The 17,139-nt window shown below is 63.0% G+C and carries 14 protein-coding genes; 8 read left to right on the forward strand and 6 right to left on the reverse strand.

From position 1 onward, the window contains the following. Nucleotide 1: 1 nt before the first annotated feature. The 4 genes from ACFPB1_RS05315 to ACFPB1_RS05330 all read right to left on the reverse strand — a co-directional run bounded on the left by ACFPB1_RS05315 (nucleotide 2) and on the right by ACFPB1_RS05330 (nucleotide 6,086). Nucleotides 2–907: an ABC transporter permease gene (locus tag ACFPB1_RS05315; protein WP_379222678.1), complete on the reverse strand. Its 906-nt coding sequence runs from the start codon at nucleotides 905–907 to the stop codon at nucleotides 2–4. Between the two features lie 5 nt (nucleotides 908–912). Next, a complete protein-coding gene (locus ACFPB1_RS05320; RefSeq protein ID WP_379222680.1) occupies nucleotides 913–2,505 on the reverse strand; it encodes an extracellular solute-binding protein in 1,593 nt (530 codons plus the stop codon). Nucleotides 2,506–2,717: 212 nt separating this feature from the next. Then, nucleotides 2,718–5,054, reverse strand: a complete 2,337-nt coding sequence (locus ACFPB1_RS05325) for a helix-turn-helix domain-containing protein (protein ID WP_379222682.1) — start codon at nucleotides 5,052–5,054, stop codon at nucleotides 2,718–2,720. A 123-nt stretch (nucleotides 5,055–5,177) separates the two neighbouring features. After that, nucleotides 5,178–6,086 (reverse strand): phosphotransferase family protein, encoded by a 909-nt coding sequence (locus ACFPB1_RS05330; protein ID WP_379222684.1) that lies wholly within the window; start codon nucleotides 6,084–6,086, stop codon nucleotides 5,178–5,180. Nucleotides 6,087–6,241: 155 nt separating this feature from the next. Between ACFPB1_RS05330 and ACFPB1_RS05335 the strand changes: the two genes are divergently transcribed. After that, nucleotides 6,242–7,222 (forward strand): aldo/keto reductase, encoded by a 981-nt coding sequence (locus ACFPB1_RS05335; protein WP_379222686.1) that lies wholly within the window; start codon nucleotides 6,242–6,244, stop codon nucleotides 7,220–7,222. A gap of 211 nt (nucleotides 7,223–7,433) precedes the next feature. Here the strand turns inward: ACFPB1_RS05335 and ACFPB1_RS05340 are convergent, their stop codons facing one another. Further along, complete coding sequence (locus ACFPB1_RS05340; protein ID WP_379222688.1) at nucleotides 7,434–8,363, reverse strand: manganese-dependent inorganic pyrophosphatase; 930 nt, start codon at nucleotides 8,361–8,363, stop codon at nucleotides 7,434–7,436. Nucleotides 8,364–8,563: 200 nt separating this feature from the next. Between ACFPB1_RS05340 and ACFPB1_RS05345 the strand changes: the two genes are divergently transcribed. The 7 genes from ACFPB1_RS05345 to ACFPB1_RS05375 all read left to right on the forward strand — a co-directional run bounded on the left by ACFPB1_RS05345 (nucleotide 8,564) and on the right by ACFPB1_RS05375 (nucleotide 14,779). Then, entirely contained in the window at nucleotides 8,564–9,418 is an 855-nt protein-coding gene (locus ACFPB1_RS05345) for a helix-turn-helix domain-containing protein (protein WP_379222690.1), read from the forward strand. A 144-nt stretch (nucleotides 9,419–9,562) separates the two neighbouring features. Continuing rightward, a complete protein-coding gene (locus ACFPB1_RS05350) occupies nucleotides 9,563–10,372 on the forward strand; it encodes a phytanoyl-CoA dioxygenase family protein (RefSeq protein ID WP_379222693.1) in 810 nt (269 codons plus the stop codon). A gap of 60 nt (nucleotides 10,373–10,432) precedes the next feature. Next, nucleotides 10,433–10,735, forward strand: a complete 303-nt coding sequence (locus tag ACFPB1_RS05355; protein WP_379222695.1) for a Dabb family protein — start codon at nucleotides 10,433–10,435, stop codon at nucleotides 10,733–10,735. Between the two features lie 292 nt (nucleotides 10,736–11,027). After that, on the forward strand, nucleotides 11,028–12,017 hold the full coding sequence (locus ACFPB1_RS05360; protein WP_379222697.1) for a lipoate--protein ligase: 990 nt from the start codon (nucleotides 11,028–11,030) through the stop codon (nucleotides 12,015–12,017). Between the two features lie 61 nt (nucleotides 12,018–12,078). Then, nucleotides 12,079–12,306: a hypothetical protein gene (locus ACFPB1_RS05365; RefSeq protein WP_379222699.1), complete on the forward strand. Its 228-nt coding sequence runs from the start codon at nucleotides 12,079–12,081 to the stop codon at nucleotides 12,304–12,306. A gap of 229 nt (nucleotides 12,307–12,535) precedes the next feature. Beyond that, nucleotides 12,536–14,134 (forward strand): MDR family MFS transporter, encoded by a 1,599-nt coding sequence (locus tag ACFPB1_RS05370; RefSeq protein ID WP_379222701.1) that lies wholly within the window; start codon nucleotides 12,536–12,538, stop codon nucleotides 14,132–14,134. Between the two features lie 6 nt (nucleotides 14,135–14,140). Further along, a complete protein-coding gene (locus ACFPB1_RS05375; protein WP_379222704.1) occupies nucleotides 14,141–14,779 on the forward strand; it encodes a PadR family transcriptional regulator in 639 nt (212 codons plus the stop codon). Between the two features lie 997 nt (nucleotides 14,780–15,776). Here the strand turns inward: ACFPB1_RS05375 and ACFPB1_RS05380 are convergent. Next, on the reverse strand, nucleotides 15,777–17,102 hold the full coding sequence (locus ACFPB1_RS05380) for an ABC transporter substrate-binding protein (RefSeq protein WP_379222706.1): 1,326 nt from the start codon (nucleotides 17,100–17,102) through the stop codon (nucleotides 15,777–15,779). Nucleotides 17,103–17,139: the final 37 nt, after the last annotated feature.

A 17,139-nucleotide genomic window follows, 5' to 3' on the forward strand; every position in this document is an offset into this window, starting at 1 on the left:
GTCAGAAAACTCCGTTCTCGGTTATTTTTTTGGCGAGATAATTCGAGCCCAGCAGCAGCACGATGCCGACGGCCGCCTGGAAGAGGCCGACCGCCGTGGCCGTCGAGAACTGCGCCGTCTGGATGCCCGTCTTGTACACGAAGGTGCTGATGACCTCCGAGAAGTCTCGGACGCTCACGTTGCCGAGGACGAAGGGCCGGTCGAAGCCGATCTGGACAAGCTCCCCGATCTTCAGCACGAGCAGGACGACGATCGTCGGCCGGATGCCGGGCAGCGTCACGGACCAGATCCGGCGCAGCCGTCCCGCACCGTCCACGGCGGCGGCTTCGTACAGCTCGGTGTTGACGCCGGCGATAGCGGCCAGGTACACGATCGTGCCCCAGCCCGCGCTCTGCCAGACGCCGACGGCCAGATAGGTGACGAGCCAGTCGTACTTGTCGGTTAGAAACGGGATCGGCGCGACGCCCAGCCGTCCGAGCAGCTCGTTGACGATGCCCGAATTGGTCGCGAACACCTGGTACATCATCCCGCCGATGATGACCCAGGACAGGAAGTGCGGCAGGTACAGCGCGGTCTGCGCGAATTTCTTGAACCGCCGGCCGGCCAGCTCGTTCAGCAGCAGCGCCAGCACGATCGGCGCCGGGAAGGAGACGAGCAGGTCGAGCAGGTTCAGCAGGAACGTGTTCCGCAGCGCCTCATAGAAGCCGCTCATGCCGAAGATTTCCCGGAAGACGTCAAGTCCGACCCAGGGACTGCCCGATATGCCTTTGAACAGATTATAATCCTGGAACGCGATGAGAATGCCGTACATCGGACCATACTTGAAGATCAGGAAGTAGGCGAGCGGCAGGACCAGCAGCGCGTACAGCTGCCAATTCCGAATGAAATAGAGCCGTTTGTTGGACACGCCGTTCACCTCTGCTTATTCAAGCTCTTGAACGCTTCCGTGCGCTCCTTGACGATCTCGTCGCCGCCGCTTGCCATGTAATCCTTCAGCAGGTCGTCGTACGTCTTGTCGAAATCGGCGGGCTTCGCCATAATGCTCTTGACGATCAGTTCGTCGTATTTGTCCTGCAGCGTCGGCATGTACTTCGTCTCGGCCTCGATCGGGGTCGTGAAGTTCGCGTAGTTGACCGTGTCCGTCAGCGACATGCGGTACGCGTCGATCACGTGCTGCCGGAACGGTTCGGGCACCGAGGCCGCGGCCGCCTCCCAGTTCTTCTCGTCGCTGCCGAAATCCTCGCCTTGCGTAATCATGGCGATGTCGTTCGCGTTGTACATCCGCTTGCTCGTCTCGTCGGAGCCGCTGCGCTGCGGCAGTCCGTTCACGAGCGAGTAATCCTCGCCTTCGATGCCGTTCATGATCGTGAACAGCACCTCCTTCCGCGCCATCCAGTCGAGGTACTTGACCGCTTCCGCGCCGCGCTTGCTCGCGGCCGGCACCATGAGGAAGAAGCCCGTCGGATCGTACTCCGGCTTGATATGCTTGCCGGCGTCGTTGGTGTACGGATCGACCGGCGCGAGGTCGGCGCCCGGCACGTTCTGCGCCAGCACCTTCGCGATACCCGGCGTGTCGTTGTAGCTGTTGCCGAGGTTGTCGCTGTACATCCCGACTTTGCCCGTCATGACGTCCTGGAACAACTGCTTCTCGTCCTTGTCGAGGGAGAAGTCCGGGCTCATCAGCCCTTCGGCGTACAGCTTGTTCAGGAACCGGACCGCGTCCTTGTGGCCGGGCAGCAGCAAGGGGTAGCCCAAGCTTTGCGACTGTGTGTAGCGCTGCTCGTCGGTCAGGCCGTCCTGGATGAACGACCAGACGATCGGCTCGATGGAGGCAGGCGTCAGCGAGAAGCCGAGCGGGATGACCTTGCCGCCGGTCTGGCCGGGATCCTTGTCCTTGAACGCCTTCAGCGTCTGGTACACCTCGTCCGTCGTCTGCGGCATCGGCAGGTTCAGCTTGTCCAGCCAGTCCTTGCGGATGAGGTTCTCGTACTTGCCCGTGTTGACGCGCAGCCCCGGGAGCGAATACTGCACGCCGTCCACCTTGCCGCGGTCGAGCGTGGAAGCCAGATACGTCTTCAGATTCGGGCCGTATTGGGCGAGCAGATCGTCGAGCGGCAGCAGCCCGCCGTCCTTGGCATAGCCGTACGAGGTCAGCACGTTCGTGTTGGCGAACACGATATCCGGCGCGTCGCCGCTCGACATCATGACGTTCACCTTGTCGGTAGCGTCGGTGCGCGGAATCGGCACGAACTCTACTTTAATGTTGTTCGGGTCGCCGAAGTTCTTCTGCACGTACTGCGTCCAATAGTTGTCCGTGACCGTGACGCCCGCGGGCGAATTTCCCCGGTCGAAGATGCCGACTTTCAGCGTGACCCGCTCCGCCGTACCGCCGGCGGGCGCGGATGCGGCGCTGCCGCCGTCCTCGTTCTTCGACTGCGAACATCCCGCCGCCAGCAGCGCCGCCGCGACGAGCGCCAGCATGGAACCGCGTGCTTTCCTTCTCATAAACCTCCACACACCTCGCTAACGTAGTTTGGACTGCACCCCGAGTGTAGCGGCAGGCGCGATGAGCGGCAATTTACACGTTTCCGCCCGCCATACCAAACGCCTGATTCGGCTCCGCGGCCGCCGCCGGGGCGGGATCAACCTTTTTCGGCCGTTATACGAAAGGTCGAAAACCCGCCGTTTCCGGCGGTTATCGGGCGATGAGGGGCAGTTCAGCACTCGTGGCCGATGCTTCCGCGCAGCATCTGCCGGCGGTAATCGCCCGGCGAGACGCCGACCGTTTTCTTGAAGATGCGGCCGAAGGAGATGGCATGCTCGTAGCCGACTTGGCGGGCGATCTCATGAATGGAGCTCTCCGTCTCCAGCAGCAGCTCCTGCGCGCGCCGGATTCGCAGCCCGATCAGGAAGTCGACGAATTTGATATCGAACCGCTCTTTGAACAGCTGGCTGACGTATTTCCCGCTGATGCCGAACCGTTCGCTGATGTGATTCAAGGACAGGTCGGGATTCGCGAAGTTCGCTTCGATATACGTTTTGATGTCGAAGATCACGTGAAACGGGCTGCCGGCTTCCAGAATCGCGGCATAGCGCCCGTACAGCTCCCGCAGCAGCGCCTCGTAGCGTTCCCGGATTTCCCGCATCGTCCCCGTCTCCCGGAGTGCTTCGGCCATGCTCGGCATGGTGACGCCGTGCCAATATTCGTTAATGTCCGGCGAGATCTCCTCCATCTCCCGGGCGAACCGGTGGGTCAGGTAGTTCAGCAGCAGCTGCAGCTCTTCGTTGCGCAGCACCCGCTTCTCCAGGTGATCGAAGATCCGGGCGAAATCAGCCTCCCACGCCGGCGACGGGATCCGGAAATGATGGACCATGTCCTCCAGCCAGCGGAAGCAGTTCGCTTCGATGCGGTGCTCCCGGTCCCGGATCTCCCGGAAGAGGAGCAGCCGGTCGTTCCCCGCGGTCATCTTGTACTGCAGCGCCGAAAGCGCCTCGCAGAAGGAGGCCTGAATGCCGGGAACGTCCGCCGCCGCAGAGCCGAAGCCGATCGTGACCGTGAACGGCAGCTCGCGCCCGGCTCGCGTCCGCAGCTCGCCTAGCAAGCCGCGGGCCGGAGAGGCTTCGCCTGACGGAGACGGCGCCTCTCGGATCAAGATCGCCAACCGGTCGCCGGAGATCCATTCCATGCCGAGGACGCAGGCCGCTCCATGCGAGGCCCGAAGCGCCTCCGCTTCGAGCCGCCGCTTGCCGTCCTGCAGCGCCTGGCGGTCCTGCCGCAGCCGCGGCACGTACTTGTCGATCTCCGCGACCGCGACCGCGAGCCCGCGGGGATCCTCCGGCCACTCGAGCAGACGGGCGTACTCGTCCCAATCCTCCGCGGACAGCTCCTGCTCGCCGTCCTGCAGCTCCGCGAACAGCCGGCCGCGCGCGGCAAGCGCGTTTTTCTCAGCCTGCTGCCGGTCGATGAGCGCCATGCGGCTCAGCATCGTATCGAAGGCGCTCTCGATGATCGAGAACTCGTCGCCGGCCGCCGTGCCGCGCGCGCCGCCGTACGACGAGAACCGGCTCACCATCCGCTCGATCGGCCGGTAATTGCGGCGGGTGGTGAAGAGGATGAAGACGACGATGGCCAGGAGTCCCGGAAGAATGACCGCGAGCGGCAGCAACGCGCGGCGGGCGGCTTCGGCGGCCAAGTTCACGCCGGCCGCGCCGCTCATGAAGCGCCAGCCGATATAGTCGGAATCCAGGCGGGTCAGCGTCCCGCTCCTCACGGCCGCGGAGGGTCCGGTCGAATAGAGCGGCTGCCCCTTGCCGTCGGCGATATCCATGTAGTTGGGCGTGCCGCTTCTCAGCTTCGCGGCGGAGGCGAGCAGCGCATCCGCCTTCACGTTCAGCACGACGAGCCCCTGATTATGGGGCGCGCTCTTCACGAGCGAGATGACCCGCTCGGGCGGGTCGATCAGCGGGAATTCGCTGTAGGTTCGTACCGCCGACCATTGATCCGCCCGCGGCTTCCCGTCCGATTCGAGCACGAACGGCTTGTCCGGAAAATCGTCCAGCGTCTGCCTGTAGCCGCCGGTCAGCACCATCCGGTCCCGCTCCCGGTAGAAGTACACCGAGTGAATCAGCGGGTTGCTGCGAATCTTGGCGATTTGACCCGACGCTTTGTAGGCGGCCAGCTTGGAGCCGCCGGCGGGGTCGTTGAAGAACCCTTCGATCGCTTCGTTGTTGACGAGTTGATTGGCGAGCATGAGCTCGATGGCCTTGAGGGAGGACGTCATGCCGTCTAGGACGCGCTCCGCGTACGCCTGGTTCGACTTCTCCATATCCGCGGCCGCGTTGGCGTATGTCACGGCATAGACAGCCCCGCTGATGACCGCGACGGCGATGAATAAGATGACGAAGTGGGAAAACAGCAGTCGTTTGTACCATTTTTTCGTATCCCTTTCAACCTCATCTTTCCAATCGATCTTATCGGCGGCCGCTCCCACGCATTGCCGCGGAACGGGCCAGTTCTTCCCATGATAGTCCCGGTATGTTATCCCAGTGTTCATGCCGGCCGCTTTACGGAAACGCAAAAAACCCGCTTCGGCCTGCGAAGCGGGTGTGCGGGTAACGCGGTAGTGCGAGTAATCGGCCGCAGGCGCGAATCGGTCGTGCGGGCAAGGCGGACTTGCCTACAGGTAGCCCGACACTTGTTCGGCGTTGCGCCGCATATCCTCGGCGCGTCCGCGAAACGCGCAGTAGGCGATATGGTCGAGCCCGATGTGGAGCAGGCAGGCGAGCAGCCGCTCCTCCGTCCGCGGCGGCGGCCCCCCGTGCTTCTCCCGGTGGCGGTCCAGCAGCGCCGGCAGGTCGAGGCCGCGCCAATGCGGAAACCAAGGCTGCCAATACAGAAACAGCGCCTGGTCGTAGAGCGGATCGCCCCAGAACGCGTTCCCCCAATCGAACACGCCGGTTACCCGCCCGCCGTCGACCAGCACGTTGCGGTGCAGCAGGTCGTTATGCACGAGTCCCCGGCATTCCGGCAGCCGCGGCGCCAGCTCGCGCAGCTTCGCCGCGCCGGCGTCGAAGACGGCCGCCTCCTCCGGCGAGGCGTCCAGCTTGCCGCGCCAGCCCGGCAGCCGTTCCCGCGGTCCGGTCACCGCCAGCAGCTCCTCGCCCCAGCTCGGCCCCTCCCCCTCCGGGCGCCAAAGCCCCGCCGCTCGCGTGCCGGCGAGATCCGCCCGCTGCAGCTCGAAGAGCCCGTCGAGCAGCGGCGGCAGCGCTCGCGCCAGTTCCGGTCCGTCCAGCTCGTCGAGATGCTTCGTGCCCCGGACCCGCTCGGAGACGGCGTAATAGCCGCTCTCCGTCTCGCCGAGTTCGAGCACTCGCGGAATCGGCAGCTCGGCCGTCGCATACGCGCCCATAACACGGTCCTTCTCGAAGTCGGCCCGGTAGGCGCCGAAGCGGATGACCGTGTCGCGGCCGTCGAGCACGAGCGCATAGGCGCTCGACCAGTCGCCCGACGCGAGCGGCGCGAGCGAACGGGCGCGGCCGCCGAAGCGGGCTTGCACGAATCGTTCAGCGGTCTGCTTATCGATCAAGGTGATTCCTCCTTCTCTTCGGACCGCTATACTCGGCCTCAGTAGGTATACCGCGGCTCATTACATAACCCTATTTTCAGTACTGTTCATTCGCCGCGCCCTGCAGCATAATGGGCAAGAACTATTAAATCCACCATACCACATCGGAGGACCCTATGACGACGAAATCGATTCCGCTGCAAACCCGCGGCATTCCCGCCAGCCAGCTCGTGCTCGGCTGCATGCGCCTCGGCGGCGACTGGAACGCCCGGTCGGCGATTACCGCCGAACACTATCAACAAGGCCGCGAGGCGCTGGACGCCGCGCTCGAGATCGGCATCAACATGTTCGACCACGCGGACATCTACGCCGCCGGCAAGGCGGAGCGCGTCTTCGGCCAGCTGCTGAAGGAACGCCCGTCGCTGCGCGGCGAGATCCTCCTGCAATCCAAATGCGGCATCCGCTTCGCGGACGAGGAAGGCCCGCACCGGTTCGACTTCACGGAAGGGCATATCGTGCGCAGCGTCGACGGCATCCTGGAGCGGCTGGGCACGGACTACCTCGACATCCTGCTGCTGCACCGTCCGGATCCGCTCGTCGATCCCGAAGAGGTGGCGCGCGCGATCGAGCGGCTGAAGGCGTCGGGCAAGGTACGCCACTTCGGCGTCTCCAACATGAGCCAAGGCCAGATCCGCCTGCTGTCTGCGTATAGCGGCGAACCGTTCATCGTGAACCAGCTGGAGATGAGCCTGCGCAAGCACGGGTTCCTCGACACCGCGATCACCGTCAATCAAGAGACGGCGCGCGACAACGTGTTCCCGGAAGGCTCGATGGAATACATGCGGCTCGAGAACATCCAGCTGCAATCGTGGGGGCCGCTCGCGCAGGGCGTCTATTCCGGCCGCTCGCTCGAGGGGCAAAGCGAATCCGTCGCCGCGACCGCGAAGCTCGTCGCCGAGCTGGCCGAGCGGCTGGACACGACGAAGGAAGCCGTCGTGCTCGCGTGGCTCATGACGCACCCGGCCGGCATCCAGCCGGTCATCGGCACGGTCAATCCCGAGCGGATCCGCGCCTGCAAGGACGCGGCGACGCTGCGGCTCGCGCGCGAGGACTGGTACCGGCTGTACACGGCCGCGCTGGGACGGAACTTGCCTTAACGCGGGCCAAGCGCTTCGGATCCCGAAGCCGCGGCGCGCGCCCGAACACCCGGAGGCTCGCCCCGGTCAACCTCGCGTTGACCGGGCGGCCCCGGGTGTTTGCCGTTTTGCGGGCATCCTGGATGGGAAGCGGTTGACCGCATCGACGGCAAAAAGCCCCGCCCGGCCGTTCGGCCGAGCGGGGCGCCTGGGATACGCGGGGCGTATCGGCTTATTTGCTGAGCGTTTCGGTCAGCACCGGAACGATTTGCGATTTGCGGGAGACGACGCCTTTCAGCACCGCTTTGTTGGCGTCGAGCTTCACGCCGTACGCGTCTTCGACCGCGGCGGCCTTGCTGCCGAGCGCGATGGCGACGGAATCGTTGTTCAGGATGTCCGTCACGACGAATACGAACAGGTCGAGGCCTTTGTCCGCGATGATCTGGTTCAACGCCGATTCGACTTCCGCCTGACGCGAGAGCACGTCGTTCACGTCGACCGCGTTCACTTGCGCGATCTCGACCTTGCTGCCGCCCATGGAGAATTCCTTGGCGTCGAGGGAGATCAGCTGCGCGATCGTCTTCTGGCTCAGGTCCGCGCCGGCCTTCAGCATGTCGAGGCCGTAGACGTCCGCATCCACGCCCGCGATGGCCGCGAGCTCGCGCGCCGCCGCCACGTCTTCCGGCGTGCAGGTCGGCGATTTGAACAGCAGGGAATCGGAGACGATGGCGGAAAGCATCAGGCCCGCGACGTTCGGCTCGATCACGATGCCGTTTTCTTTGTACAGCTTATTCAGGATCGTCGCCGTGCAGCCGACCGGCTCGCAGCGGTAGTACAGCGGATGCGCCGTCTCGAAGTTCGCGATGCGGTGGTGGTCGATGACTTCGACGACGCGCACCTGCTCGATGTCGCTCGCGCTTTGCTGGCGTTCGTTATGGTCAACCAGGATGACGGTTTCCGCTTCGTTCGCGACCGTCTCGACCAGACGCGGCGCGGCCGATTGGAACTTGTCCAGCGCGAATTGCGTCTCGCCGTTCACCTCGCCGAGGCGAACCGCTTCCACGTCGTGGCCGAGCTTCGTCTTGAGGTCCGCGTAGGCAATGGCCGAGCAGATCGTGTCCGTATCCGGGTTCTTGTGTCCGAAAATCAATGTTTTTGCCATGTGAGTACTCCTTATACAGATATTTTGGGTTTCCTATCGGGTATTATACCGTTAAATGTCTGCAATGCCTATTCCTATACGGGGAAATCCGCAAAAATCCCTCCCCCGTTCCCCCTGAAGTCCGCCGATCGCCCCACGGTGCCGGCGCTGTACTATAATAGAAGAACAAGCAACGGAAGCGAAGCGAAAGGAACCGTCCGATGGAAACCTTCCAACATGTCAGCACGCCGGGCGAATTCGCCCGAAGCCGGCTGCTCTACGGCCTGATCGGCGGCTTCGACGCGCCGAAAGGGGCGTTCCTCTACACCCGGGACTATTACCCCGCCTACGAAATCATGCTCGTCACGAAAGGCAAGGGCGCGTTCAAGCACGCCAACCGGTGGATCGATATCGTCGAAGGCGACTGCGTCCTGCACGACATGCGCCTGCCTCACGCCTACCGCACGGAGAACGAGGATCCGTTCGAGATGGATTATCTCGTGTTCGACGGCGCGGACATGGAGCATTACTGGCCGAAGCTGTTCGGCGGCGCCTCGTTCGTCGTCCTGCAGTCGCTGCCGCCGCGCACGAATCCCGTGCAGCGCCTGCTCGCGGAGCTGATCGGCGCGATGGCGGACGAGGACGCCGCGTGCGAACTGACCCAGTCCGTCCGCCTCTACGAGCTGCTGCTCGAGGTCTGCCGGCTGAAGCAGGAGCTCGGCGCGTCGCCGCAAGCCGGCCACGGCGCGGAGCCCGAAGCGCTGAAGCGGGCGAAGGCGCATATCGACGCGCATTATCTGGAGGTGGAGGACGTCGCGGAAGTGGCGTCCGTCGCGGCGCTCAGCCTGTACCATTTCATCCGCCAATTCAAGAAGCAGTACGGCGTGACGCCGAAGGAATACGTGCTGCTGAAGCGGGTTCATCACGCCAAACGGCTCCTCGCCAATACCTCTCTGTCCGTCGGCGAAACGGGCCAGCAAAGCGGCTTCGCCAGCTATAACGCCTTCCTGCACGCCTTCCTACGGATCGAGAAGGCTTCGCCCCGGGATTTCCGCAAGAGCCTGCGGCGCTTCTGACCGGCGCTTCCGACCGCCGCTTCGCGCCGTCCGCAAAGACCGCAATTTATGGTGGGTATTCGGCAATCGCGTTTCTTTTCTTGCCCTCGCCTTCGTCGTACACTGGAATCAAATCAAGCATTCCGCTGCGGGAGGGCATGGACGATGACATTGCATGGATTGACCGAAGAACAGCAATCGATGTGGGAACGGGACGGGTATCTGGTCGTGGAGAATTTCTTGAGCCGCGAGGAGACGGACGCGTACAACGCCGAGGTCGACGGGGCGTTCGCGCGGTTCGAAGCTTCGGGCGCTGAGAATCCGGCGACGGGCGCGCTGAACTACGTGCGGCAGATCTGCGGCATTATCGAGCACGGCGAGCCGTTCGTGCGGCTGATGGAGCATCCGCGCATGATGAACATGCTGCGGGATCTGCTCGGCGATTCCTTCGTCATGATTGATAATGAGGCGATGCTGAAGCCGCCGGGCAAGCTCGCGCATACGTCGTGGCACCGGGATTCCTCCACGCAGATCGTCATGAACGAGAAGCCGGTGCCATTCATGGTCAAGGTATTTTATTTTCTCTCCGACGTGCCGTACGACGGCGGCTGCCTCGCGTTCCTGCCGGGCAGCAACCGGATGCGCAACGACGAGCTGCCGTCGGCGGAGAAGCCCGAGGACATGCCCGGCCACGTCCGGATGAACGTCAAGGCCGGCACTGCCGTCCTCTTCAACGCGTACACGTACCATTCGGCGCTCAGCAACGTCTCGGACGTTACCCGCCGCTCGCTCATCTACAACTACGCCCAGTCCTGCCTGCGCACGTGGCCGGGCTACGAGCCCTCCGAGGCGCTGAAAGCCGCGGCGGTGACGAACATGCGCAAAATGCTGCTCGGAATCACGCCGTGGGTCAACGATCCGAAGGCATTCGAGGACGCGGACGCGGCGGCCGTCGGCAAAACAGCGATGGGATGATATAATGCTCTTCGTAGACGGCCCGCGCGGCCGATTCCAGTAGAGGAGCGTGCCTTGCCCATGTACGAGCATCTCGTCATCTTCAAATTCAACGAAGCGATCACCCCGGAGCGCGAATCGGAGCTGCTGGCCAAGCTGCTGGCGTTCAAAGGCCGGATTCCCGGCATCGTCGACATCTCGGCCGGCTTGAACGTCACGGAGGAGACGGACAATATCCGCGGCTACACCCTCGGCCTGCGCGTCACGTTCGAGAGCCTAGAAGCGCTTCGCGCTTACGGCCCGCATCCCGTGCACCAGGATTTCGTGCAGGGGCTCGGCGGCGTGCTCGACAACGTCGTCGTCGTGGATTATCCGATCCGCTGAACCGGCGAAGCAACAGCAGCCGCGGCGCAGCAGCGGATTCGACTATCCGCCCGGCGCGGCGGCGCATCGGCTTTACTAAAAATTGACGCATCCCAAGAACGGCCCGGCGGCTTCGCCGGGCTGTTCCTGTTTGCCTCGCGGCGGTATAATAGAAGAGGATGTTCACGCAACCGAAGCCGTAACGGACGCCGACCGGCCGGACAAGCGGGCGAAGCCCGGCCCAGCCGGCCGGACTAGGCCGATTTCATACCCCTAATCCGCAGGCTATCCGGACACAATTGGAGGAACGATCATGCTCTTCATCGACAACGGTGACTGCCACGACCCGTCCTGGAATCTGGCCCTCGAGGAATACGCGCTGCGCAATCTCGCGGGCGAGCAGGACTTTTTGCTTTTTTACATTAATGAGCCGTCCATTATTATCGGCAAGAACCAGAATACCGCCGAGGAAGTGAACGCCGACTACGTCGAACGGAACGGCATTCACGTCGTCCGCCGCCTCTCCGGCGGCGGCGCCGTCTATCACGATCTCGGCAATTTGAACTTCAGCTTCATCACCAAGGACGACGGCAAGTCGTTCCACAACTTCCGCAAGTTCACGGAGCCGGTCGTGGCCGCGCTGCGTAAGCTCGGCGTCGACGCGGAGCTGTCGGGGCGCAACGACCTGCAGGTCGGCGAACGCAAAATTTCCGGTAACGCCCAGTTCGCCTCCAAAGGCGTCATGTTCAGCCACGGCACGCTGCTGTTCGATTCCGAGGTGGATGCGATCGTCTCGGCGCTGAACGTCAACCCGGCGAAGTTCGAATCCAAGGCAACCAAATCCGTCCGCAGCCGCGTCGCCAACATCACGGAATTCCTAAAGACGCCGATGACGATGGCGGAATTCCGCGCGTTCATCCTGGCGTCGATCTTCGGCGGCGAATCCGCCGTGCCGGAGTACAAGCTGACGGAGGCCGACCTGGCCGGCGTGCGCAAGCTGGCCGACGAGCGGTACCGCAGCTGGGACTGGAACTACGGCCGCTCGCCACAGTTCAACGTGCGCCAAACGAAGCGCTTGTCCGCGGGCACGTACGACGTGCGGCTGTTCGTGGAGGGCGGCGTCATCGCCGAAGCGTCCGTCTACGGCGACTTCTTCGGTACGGGCGAAGTGTCCGACGTGACGGACAAGCTGGCCGGCGTCAAGTACGAAGCCGCCGCAATCGCGGAGGCGCTGAAGGACGTGGACTTGACCGTCTACTTCGGTCCGGTGGACCGTCAGGAATGGTTGTCGCTGCTGTTTTGACCGGTCCCGCCGCTTCTCTCGGGAGAACGGTATAACTAGACGAACGAGGAGTGGAGAGACGATGAGCCAACCCGAAAACATTACCTCCTTCAAAGCGCTGCAGCTATGGAAGGCGATCCCGCAATCGTACCGGGACAAGCTGGTGCGCAACGTCTTCTGCGGCAATTGCGGCGGCGCGGTCGAGATCGTGGATTACAGCATCCGCGAGGAGAAGTACGCCCTGCTGCTGACCGGCAAATGCCGGACCTGCGGCAGACCGGTTGCCCGCGTCGTCGAGAACGAAGGCTGACCCGAAGCCTTATCTTATCGGCGAATGACGATGTCTTCGCCGGCGCATTCGCGTAACGCCCGGTCCCTGCTTCCGGCAGGCGGCCGGGCTTTTTTTGTGCCCGCGGACGGCCTGCGGGAACGCCGCGGAACGAACCCTGTCAGTGTTTACGGAAATTTAGGTTGATACCCACTCAAATTTGAGTATAATACTAAAGGGTAATCAAATTTGAGTAGATTAGACGAAAGGAATGAATTATTTGGACGCTAATCGCAGCAACGTCAAGCTCGTCATCGCGGGACTGATGCTCGGTTTATTCATTACGGCGCTCGACCAGACGATCGTCTCGACCGCCATGGGCACCATCATCAAGCAGCTCGGAGGACTCGACAAATTCATTTGGGTTTACTCCGCCTACATGATTGCGATGGTCGTCGCGACGCCGATTTTCGGCAAGCTGTCCGATATGTTCGGACGGAAGACGTTTTTCCTGACCGGTCTTATTTTGTTCATGCTGGGCTCCGTTCTATGCGGCACGGCGCAGAACATGGAGCAGCTCATCATCTACCGCGCGATCCAGGGGATCGGCGGCGGCGCGCTCATGCCGATCGTCTTCACGATCATTTTCGACCTGTTCCCGGCCGAGAAGCGCGGCAAAATGATGGGCCTCTTCGGCGCCGTCTTCGGCATCTCGAGCGTGTTCGGCCCGATCCTGGGCGGCGTCATCACCGATAACATCAGCTGGCGCTGGATTTTCTACATCAACGTGCCGCTCGGCATTCTGTCGCTGCTGTTCATCCTGAACGCGTACCACGAGAGCAAAAACAAGCGCAAGCAGTCGATCGACTGGCTCGGCGCGATCATGCTGGCGGCGTTCGTCCTGTTCCTCATGTTCGGCCTCGAGCTCGGCGGCACGGACGGCTGGGCGTGGAGCGCCGCCAAGACGATTCTGCTCTTCGTCGCGTCCGCGTTCTTCCTGGCTGCCTTCCTGTTCGTCGAATTGAAGTCGAAGGATCCGATCATCAAGCTCGACCTATTCAAGGACAAAATCGTCACGAGCAGCATGGCAATCAGCCTGCTGTACGGCGCCGTCATGATCGCGGCCGCGTCGTACATCCCGCTCTTCATCCAGGGCGTCTTCCATAAGACGGCCACGCAGACGAGCACCGTCATGATCCCGATGATGCTCGGCGTCGTCGCGAGCAGCCAGGTCGGCGGCCGCGTCGTGAACAAATTCCGTTACCGCGACGTCATGCTGGTATCGGCGCTGACGCTCATCGTCGGCACGGCGCTGCTCGGCTTCGCCATGGACACGTCCACGAGCCGGCTCGTCATCTCGCTCTTCATGATCGTCGTCGGCCTCGGCATCGGCGTCTCGTTCTCGCTGCTGAACATCTCGACGCTGAACGCCGTGCCGCCGCAGTACAAGGGCACGTCCTCATCGCTCATCACGTTCTTCCGGACGATCGGCTCCGCGCTCGGCATCGCCGTATTCGGCGCGATCCAGAAGTCCGCGTTCCAATCGAACATCGCCGATACGCCGAACCTGAGCCCGCAGCTGGCGGAGCAGATCAAGGGCGGCCAGGCGCTGCTCGACCCGGACGTGCAGCGGCAGATGGGCCTGCCGGCCGATATCGTGAACAACCTCTTGAGCGAATTCGCGCATTCCGTCATCGCGATCTTCCAATGGTCGGTGCTTCTGCCGGCCGTCGCGATCGTCTTCGTGCTCCTGATGGGCCGCGCGCGCCTCGAAGTGAACCGCGGCGGCCAGCAAGGCGCGCCGGTCAAGCCGGGCCAGCCGGCCGGCGGCGAAGCCGGCAAGCCGGAACCGTCATATCACGGAGGATAAACCGCCATGTCCATGAGGCTCATGATATTAGGGCTGCTTATGGAGCATGATCGGCATCCTTACGAGATCCGTCAGACCATCAAGCTGCGCAACTGGAACGAAAGCTTCAAGCTGCGGGACGGCTCGCTCTATTACGCGGTCGACCAGCTCCGGCAGGACGGCCTGATCGAGGCGGCGGAAGTCGTCACGGTGCCCGGCGAGAACCGGCCCGACAAGACGATCTACCGCATTACGGACAAGGGGCGCGAAGCGTTCTACCTGCTGCTGAACGAACAGTTCAAGCTAACGTCGTACCCGCAGCATCCGCTGTTTCTGGCCATGCCGTTCGTCCGGCACGGCGACCCGGGCACCATCGAGGCGCTTGTTCTCAAGCAGCTCGACGCCTGCGAAGCCCGCATCGCCCGGATGAAGGCCGTCCTGGAGCTGAAGGGCGGTATCATCCCGCGCAGCTCCTTGCTCATGATCGAAGGCTTTGTCCAATTCGGCGAGACTGAGAAAGCGTGGCTCGAACGACTGCTGGCGGAAACCCGCTCCGGCGAGCTGTTCGAGTCGCGCCAGATGACGCCGGAGCAGATCGAGGCATACGTCGCCGGCCTGAAAGAATTCGAGAAGCGTTACCCGCCGGCTCCACCCTCGGAGGAGTAGCCGGTTTCGGAAAGCCGCCCCGTTAGTGGGGCGGCTTTTTGTGTGCGGAGCGTTTCGCCGCGGGGCGGAACGCGTCACTCACGCTGCCCAACTCTCACGCCGTCCAATCCGCGCACATGCCGCCCAGTACGCGTCACTCACGCTGCCCAACACGCGCACAGGCTGCCCGGAACGCGTCACTCATACTGCCCAACACGCGCACATGCCGCCCGGAACGCGTCACTCATACTGCCCAACACGCGCACATGCCGCCCGGAACGCGTCACTCACGCTGCCCAACACGCGCACTCCCGCCCGGAACGCGTCATGCTGCCCAACCCAACTTTTGGCGGACACCAGCGCGCTTATTTTCCGATTTCGGCCTGTTTCTGCGATTTCGCGGCCACAGGAGCCGTTATTGGGTCTCGAATCCCCCTGTTTCGAAGCTTTCCCGGCCAATAGCGGCTCTGGTGTCCGCGAAAGTACGATTTCTCCCGATGTTGGCGCAATAGCGGCTCCTGTGTCCGGATAACGGTGGCAGCCGGTAGCTTAGGGAAGGTACACGGCACCCACGCATAGACATTGGCCCACGATTCCGCAAAGCGAACGCTTGATTGCCGCGTCCGTGCCCATTCCGTGCCGGTCTGCCCAAACCTCGCCGCCCGCTTACTGCCTACTTGCTAACCCTCGCCGTTGCCTTCCCCACCGCGCCCGTTCACCGCGCCGCCTCTCCCATGCCATTTCCCCGCCGCGCCCATTCGTCGCCCCCGTTTCTTCCCTGCCGTTGCCGTTCTCCCGCCGCCATTCACCGCCTCCGTTTCTCCCTTGCCGTTGCATCCCGCTGCGGTTCACCGTTTCCGTCACTGCCAGCGCTTACCCTCGCGGCACTGTCGCCGTCTCCGCTCCAATCAAAAAGCCGCCCAACCCGGCCAACGGCCAGGTCAAGCAGCTTCTCTCATTAATAAGCAAAAGCGCGGCGACCTGCAGGCCGCCGCGCCTTCGCCAAGCGCAAACTTGCTTACTTCTTCACGATATCGGCCACGGACTTGTCCAGACGGTCCAAGAGCTCGTCGGCTTTGATCCGTTTGCCCATGTAATCCTGCATCGCCGCGCCGAACTGCTGCGTTACGCCGTCCGGGAAGCGGTCCCACTGCCAGCCCTTCACTTGATCCGGGTGCGCCTCGGAGAATGCCGCGAAGTCGGCGCCGATCTTGCCGATGGCCGCGGGGTCGGCCGGGATGCCCGTGATCGACGGGATGAATTTGAAGTCGGTCGCGACGAATTTTTTGCCCGACTCTGACGTCGCCATCCAGTTCAGGAACGCCTTCGCTTCGTCCGGGTGCGCGGACTTGTTGTTCACGACCCAGTTGCTCGGCACGCCCGTGAACACGTTCGGCTTGCCGTCCGCCGTCGGCACCGGCATCATGCCGAGGTTCAGGTCCGGGTTCACTTCGTCCACCATGCCTTGGATCCAGTTGCCGTGCTGGATCATCGCGTACTTGCCGGCTGCGAATTCCGCCACCTGCGTGTTGTAGTCGGTCGTCAGCGCCGACTTCTGGCCGTTCGCGAACATGATGTCCACGAGTCGGATCCAGTCCTTCGTGTGCTGGTCGCCCTTATACGTCTTCGTGCCCGCTTTGACCGCGTCGATGAACGCCGCCGGGTCGGCCTGCGTCGCGTTCGCGATGTTCAGCGTATGAATGCCGAGCGACCACCATTCGTTCGTCAGCGCGAACGGGATGATGCCGGCATCCTGCAGCTTTTTGCAGGCGGCTTCGAGCTCGTCGAGCGTCTGCGGCAGCTCCGTGATGCCCGCCTTCGCGAACAAGTCCTTGTTGTACGTAATGCCGTACGCCTCGAGGTTCATCGGCATGCCGAGCAGCTTGCCGTCGCGGGTGATCTGGGCGCGGGACGCGTCCACCAGGTCCTTCGCCCACGGCTCGTTCGACAGGTCGACCGCGCGGTCCGCATACGGATCGAGGCCGGACCAGCCGGACGACGTGATGATCTCGGGCTCTTCGCCCGCCGCGAGCTCCGCTTTGAGCAGCGCGCTGTAGTCTTCGCCGCCGCCGTGCGTTTCGACCTCGACCTTCACGCCGGTTTCTTTCTCGTATTCTTCCGCCATCTTGGCCAGCGCATTCGAGATTTCGACCTTGAATTGGAACACTTTGATCGTGACCTTTTCGCCCGGCTTGTTTGTCTCTGCCGCCGTGTTGCCCGCTGCCGCGTTGCCGGTATCGGCCGTGCCGCCGTCCGCTGCGTTGTTGGTGTTGCCCCCGTTGTTGCTTGAACAGCCGCTCGCGATGAGAGCGGTTGCGAACGTAAGCGCAAGAATCTTTTTCATGGGTTACCTCCCAAAGGATTGTCGTTACATGGATGAT

Origin of the sequence: Paenibacillus sp. GCM10023250, assembly GCF_042653205.1 — a bacterium.
Classification (GTDB): domain Bacteria; phylum Bacillota; class Bacilli; order Paenibacillales; family Paenibacillaceae; genus Paenibacillus_Z.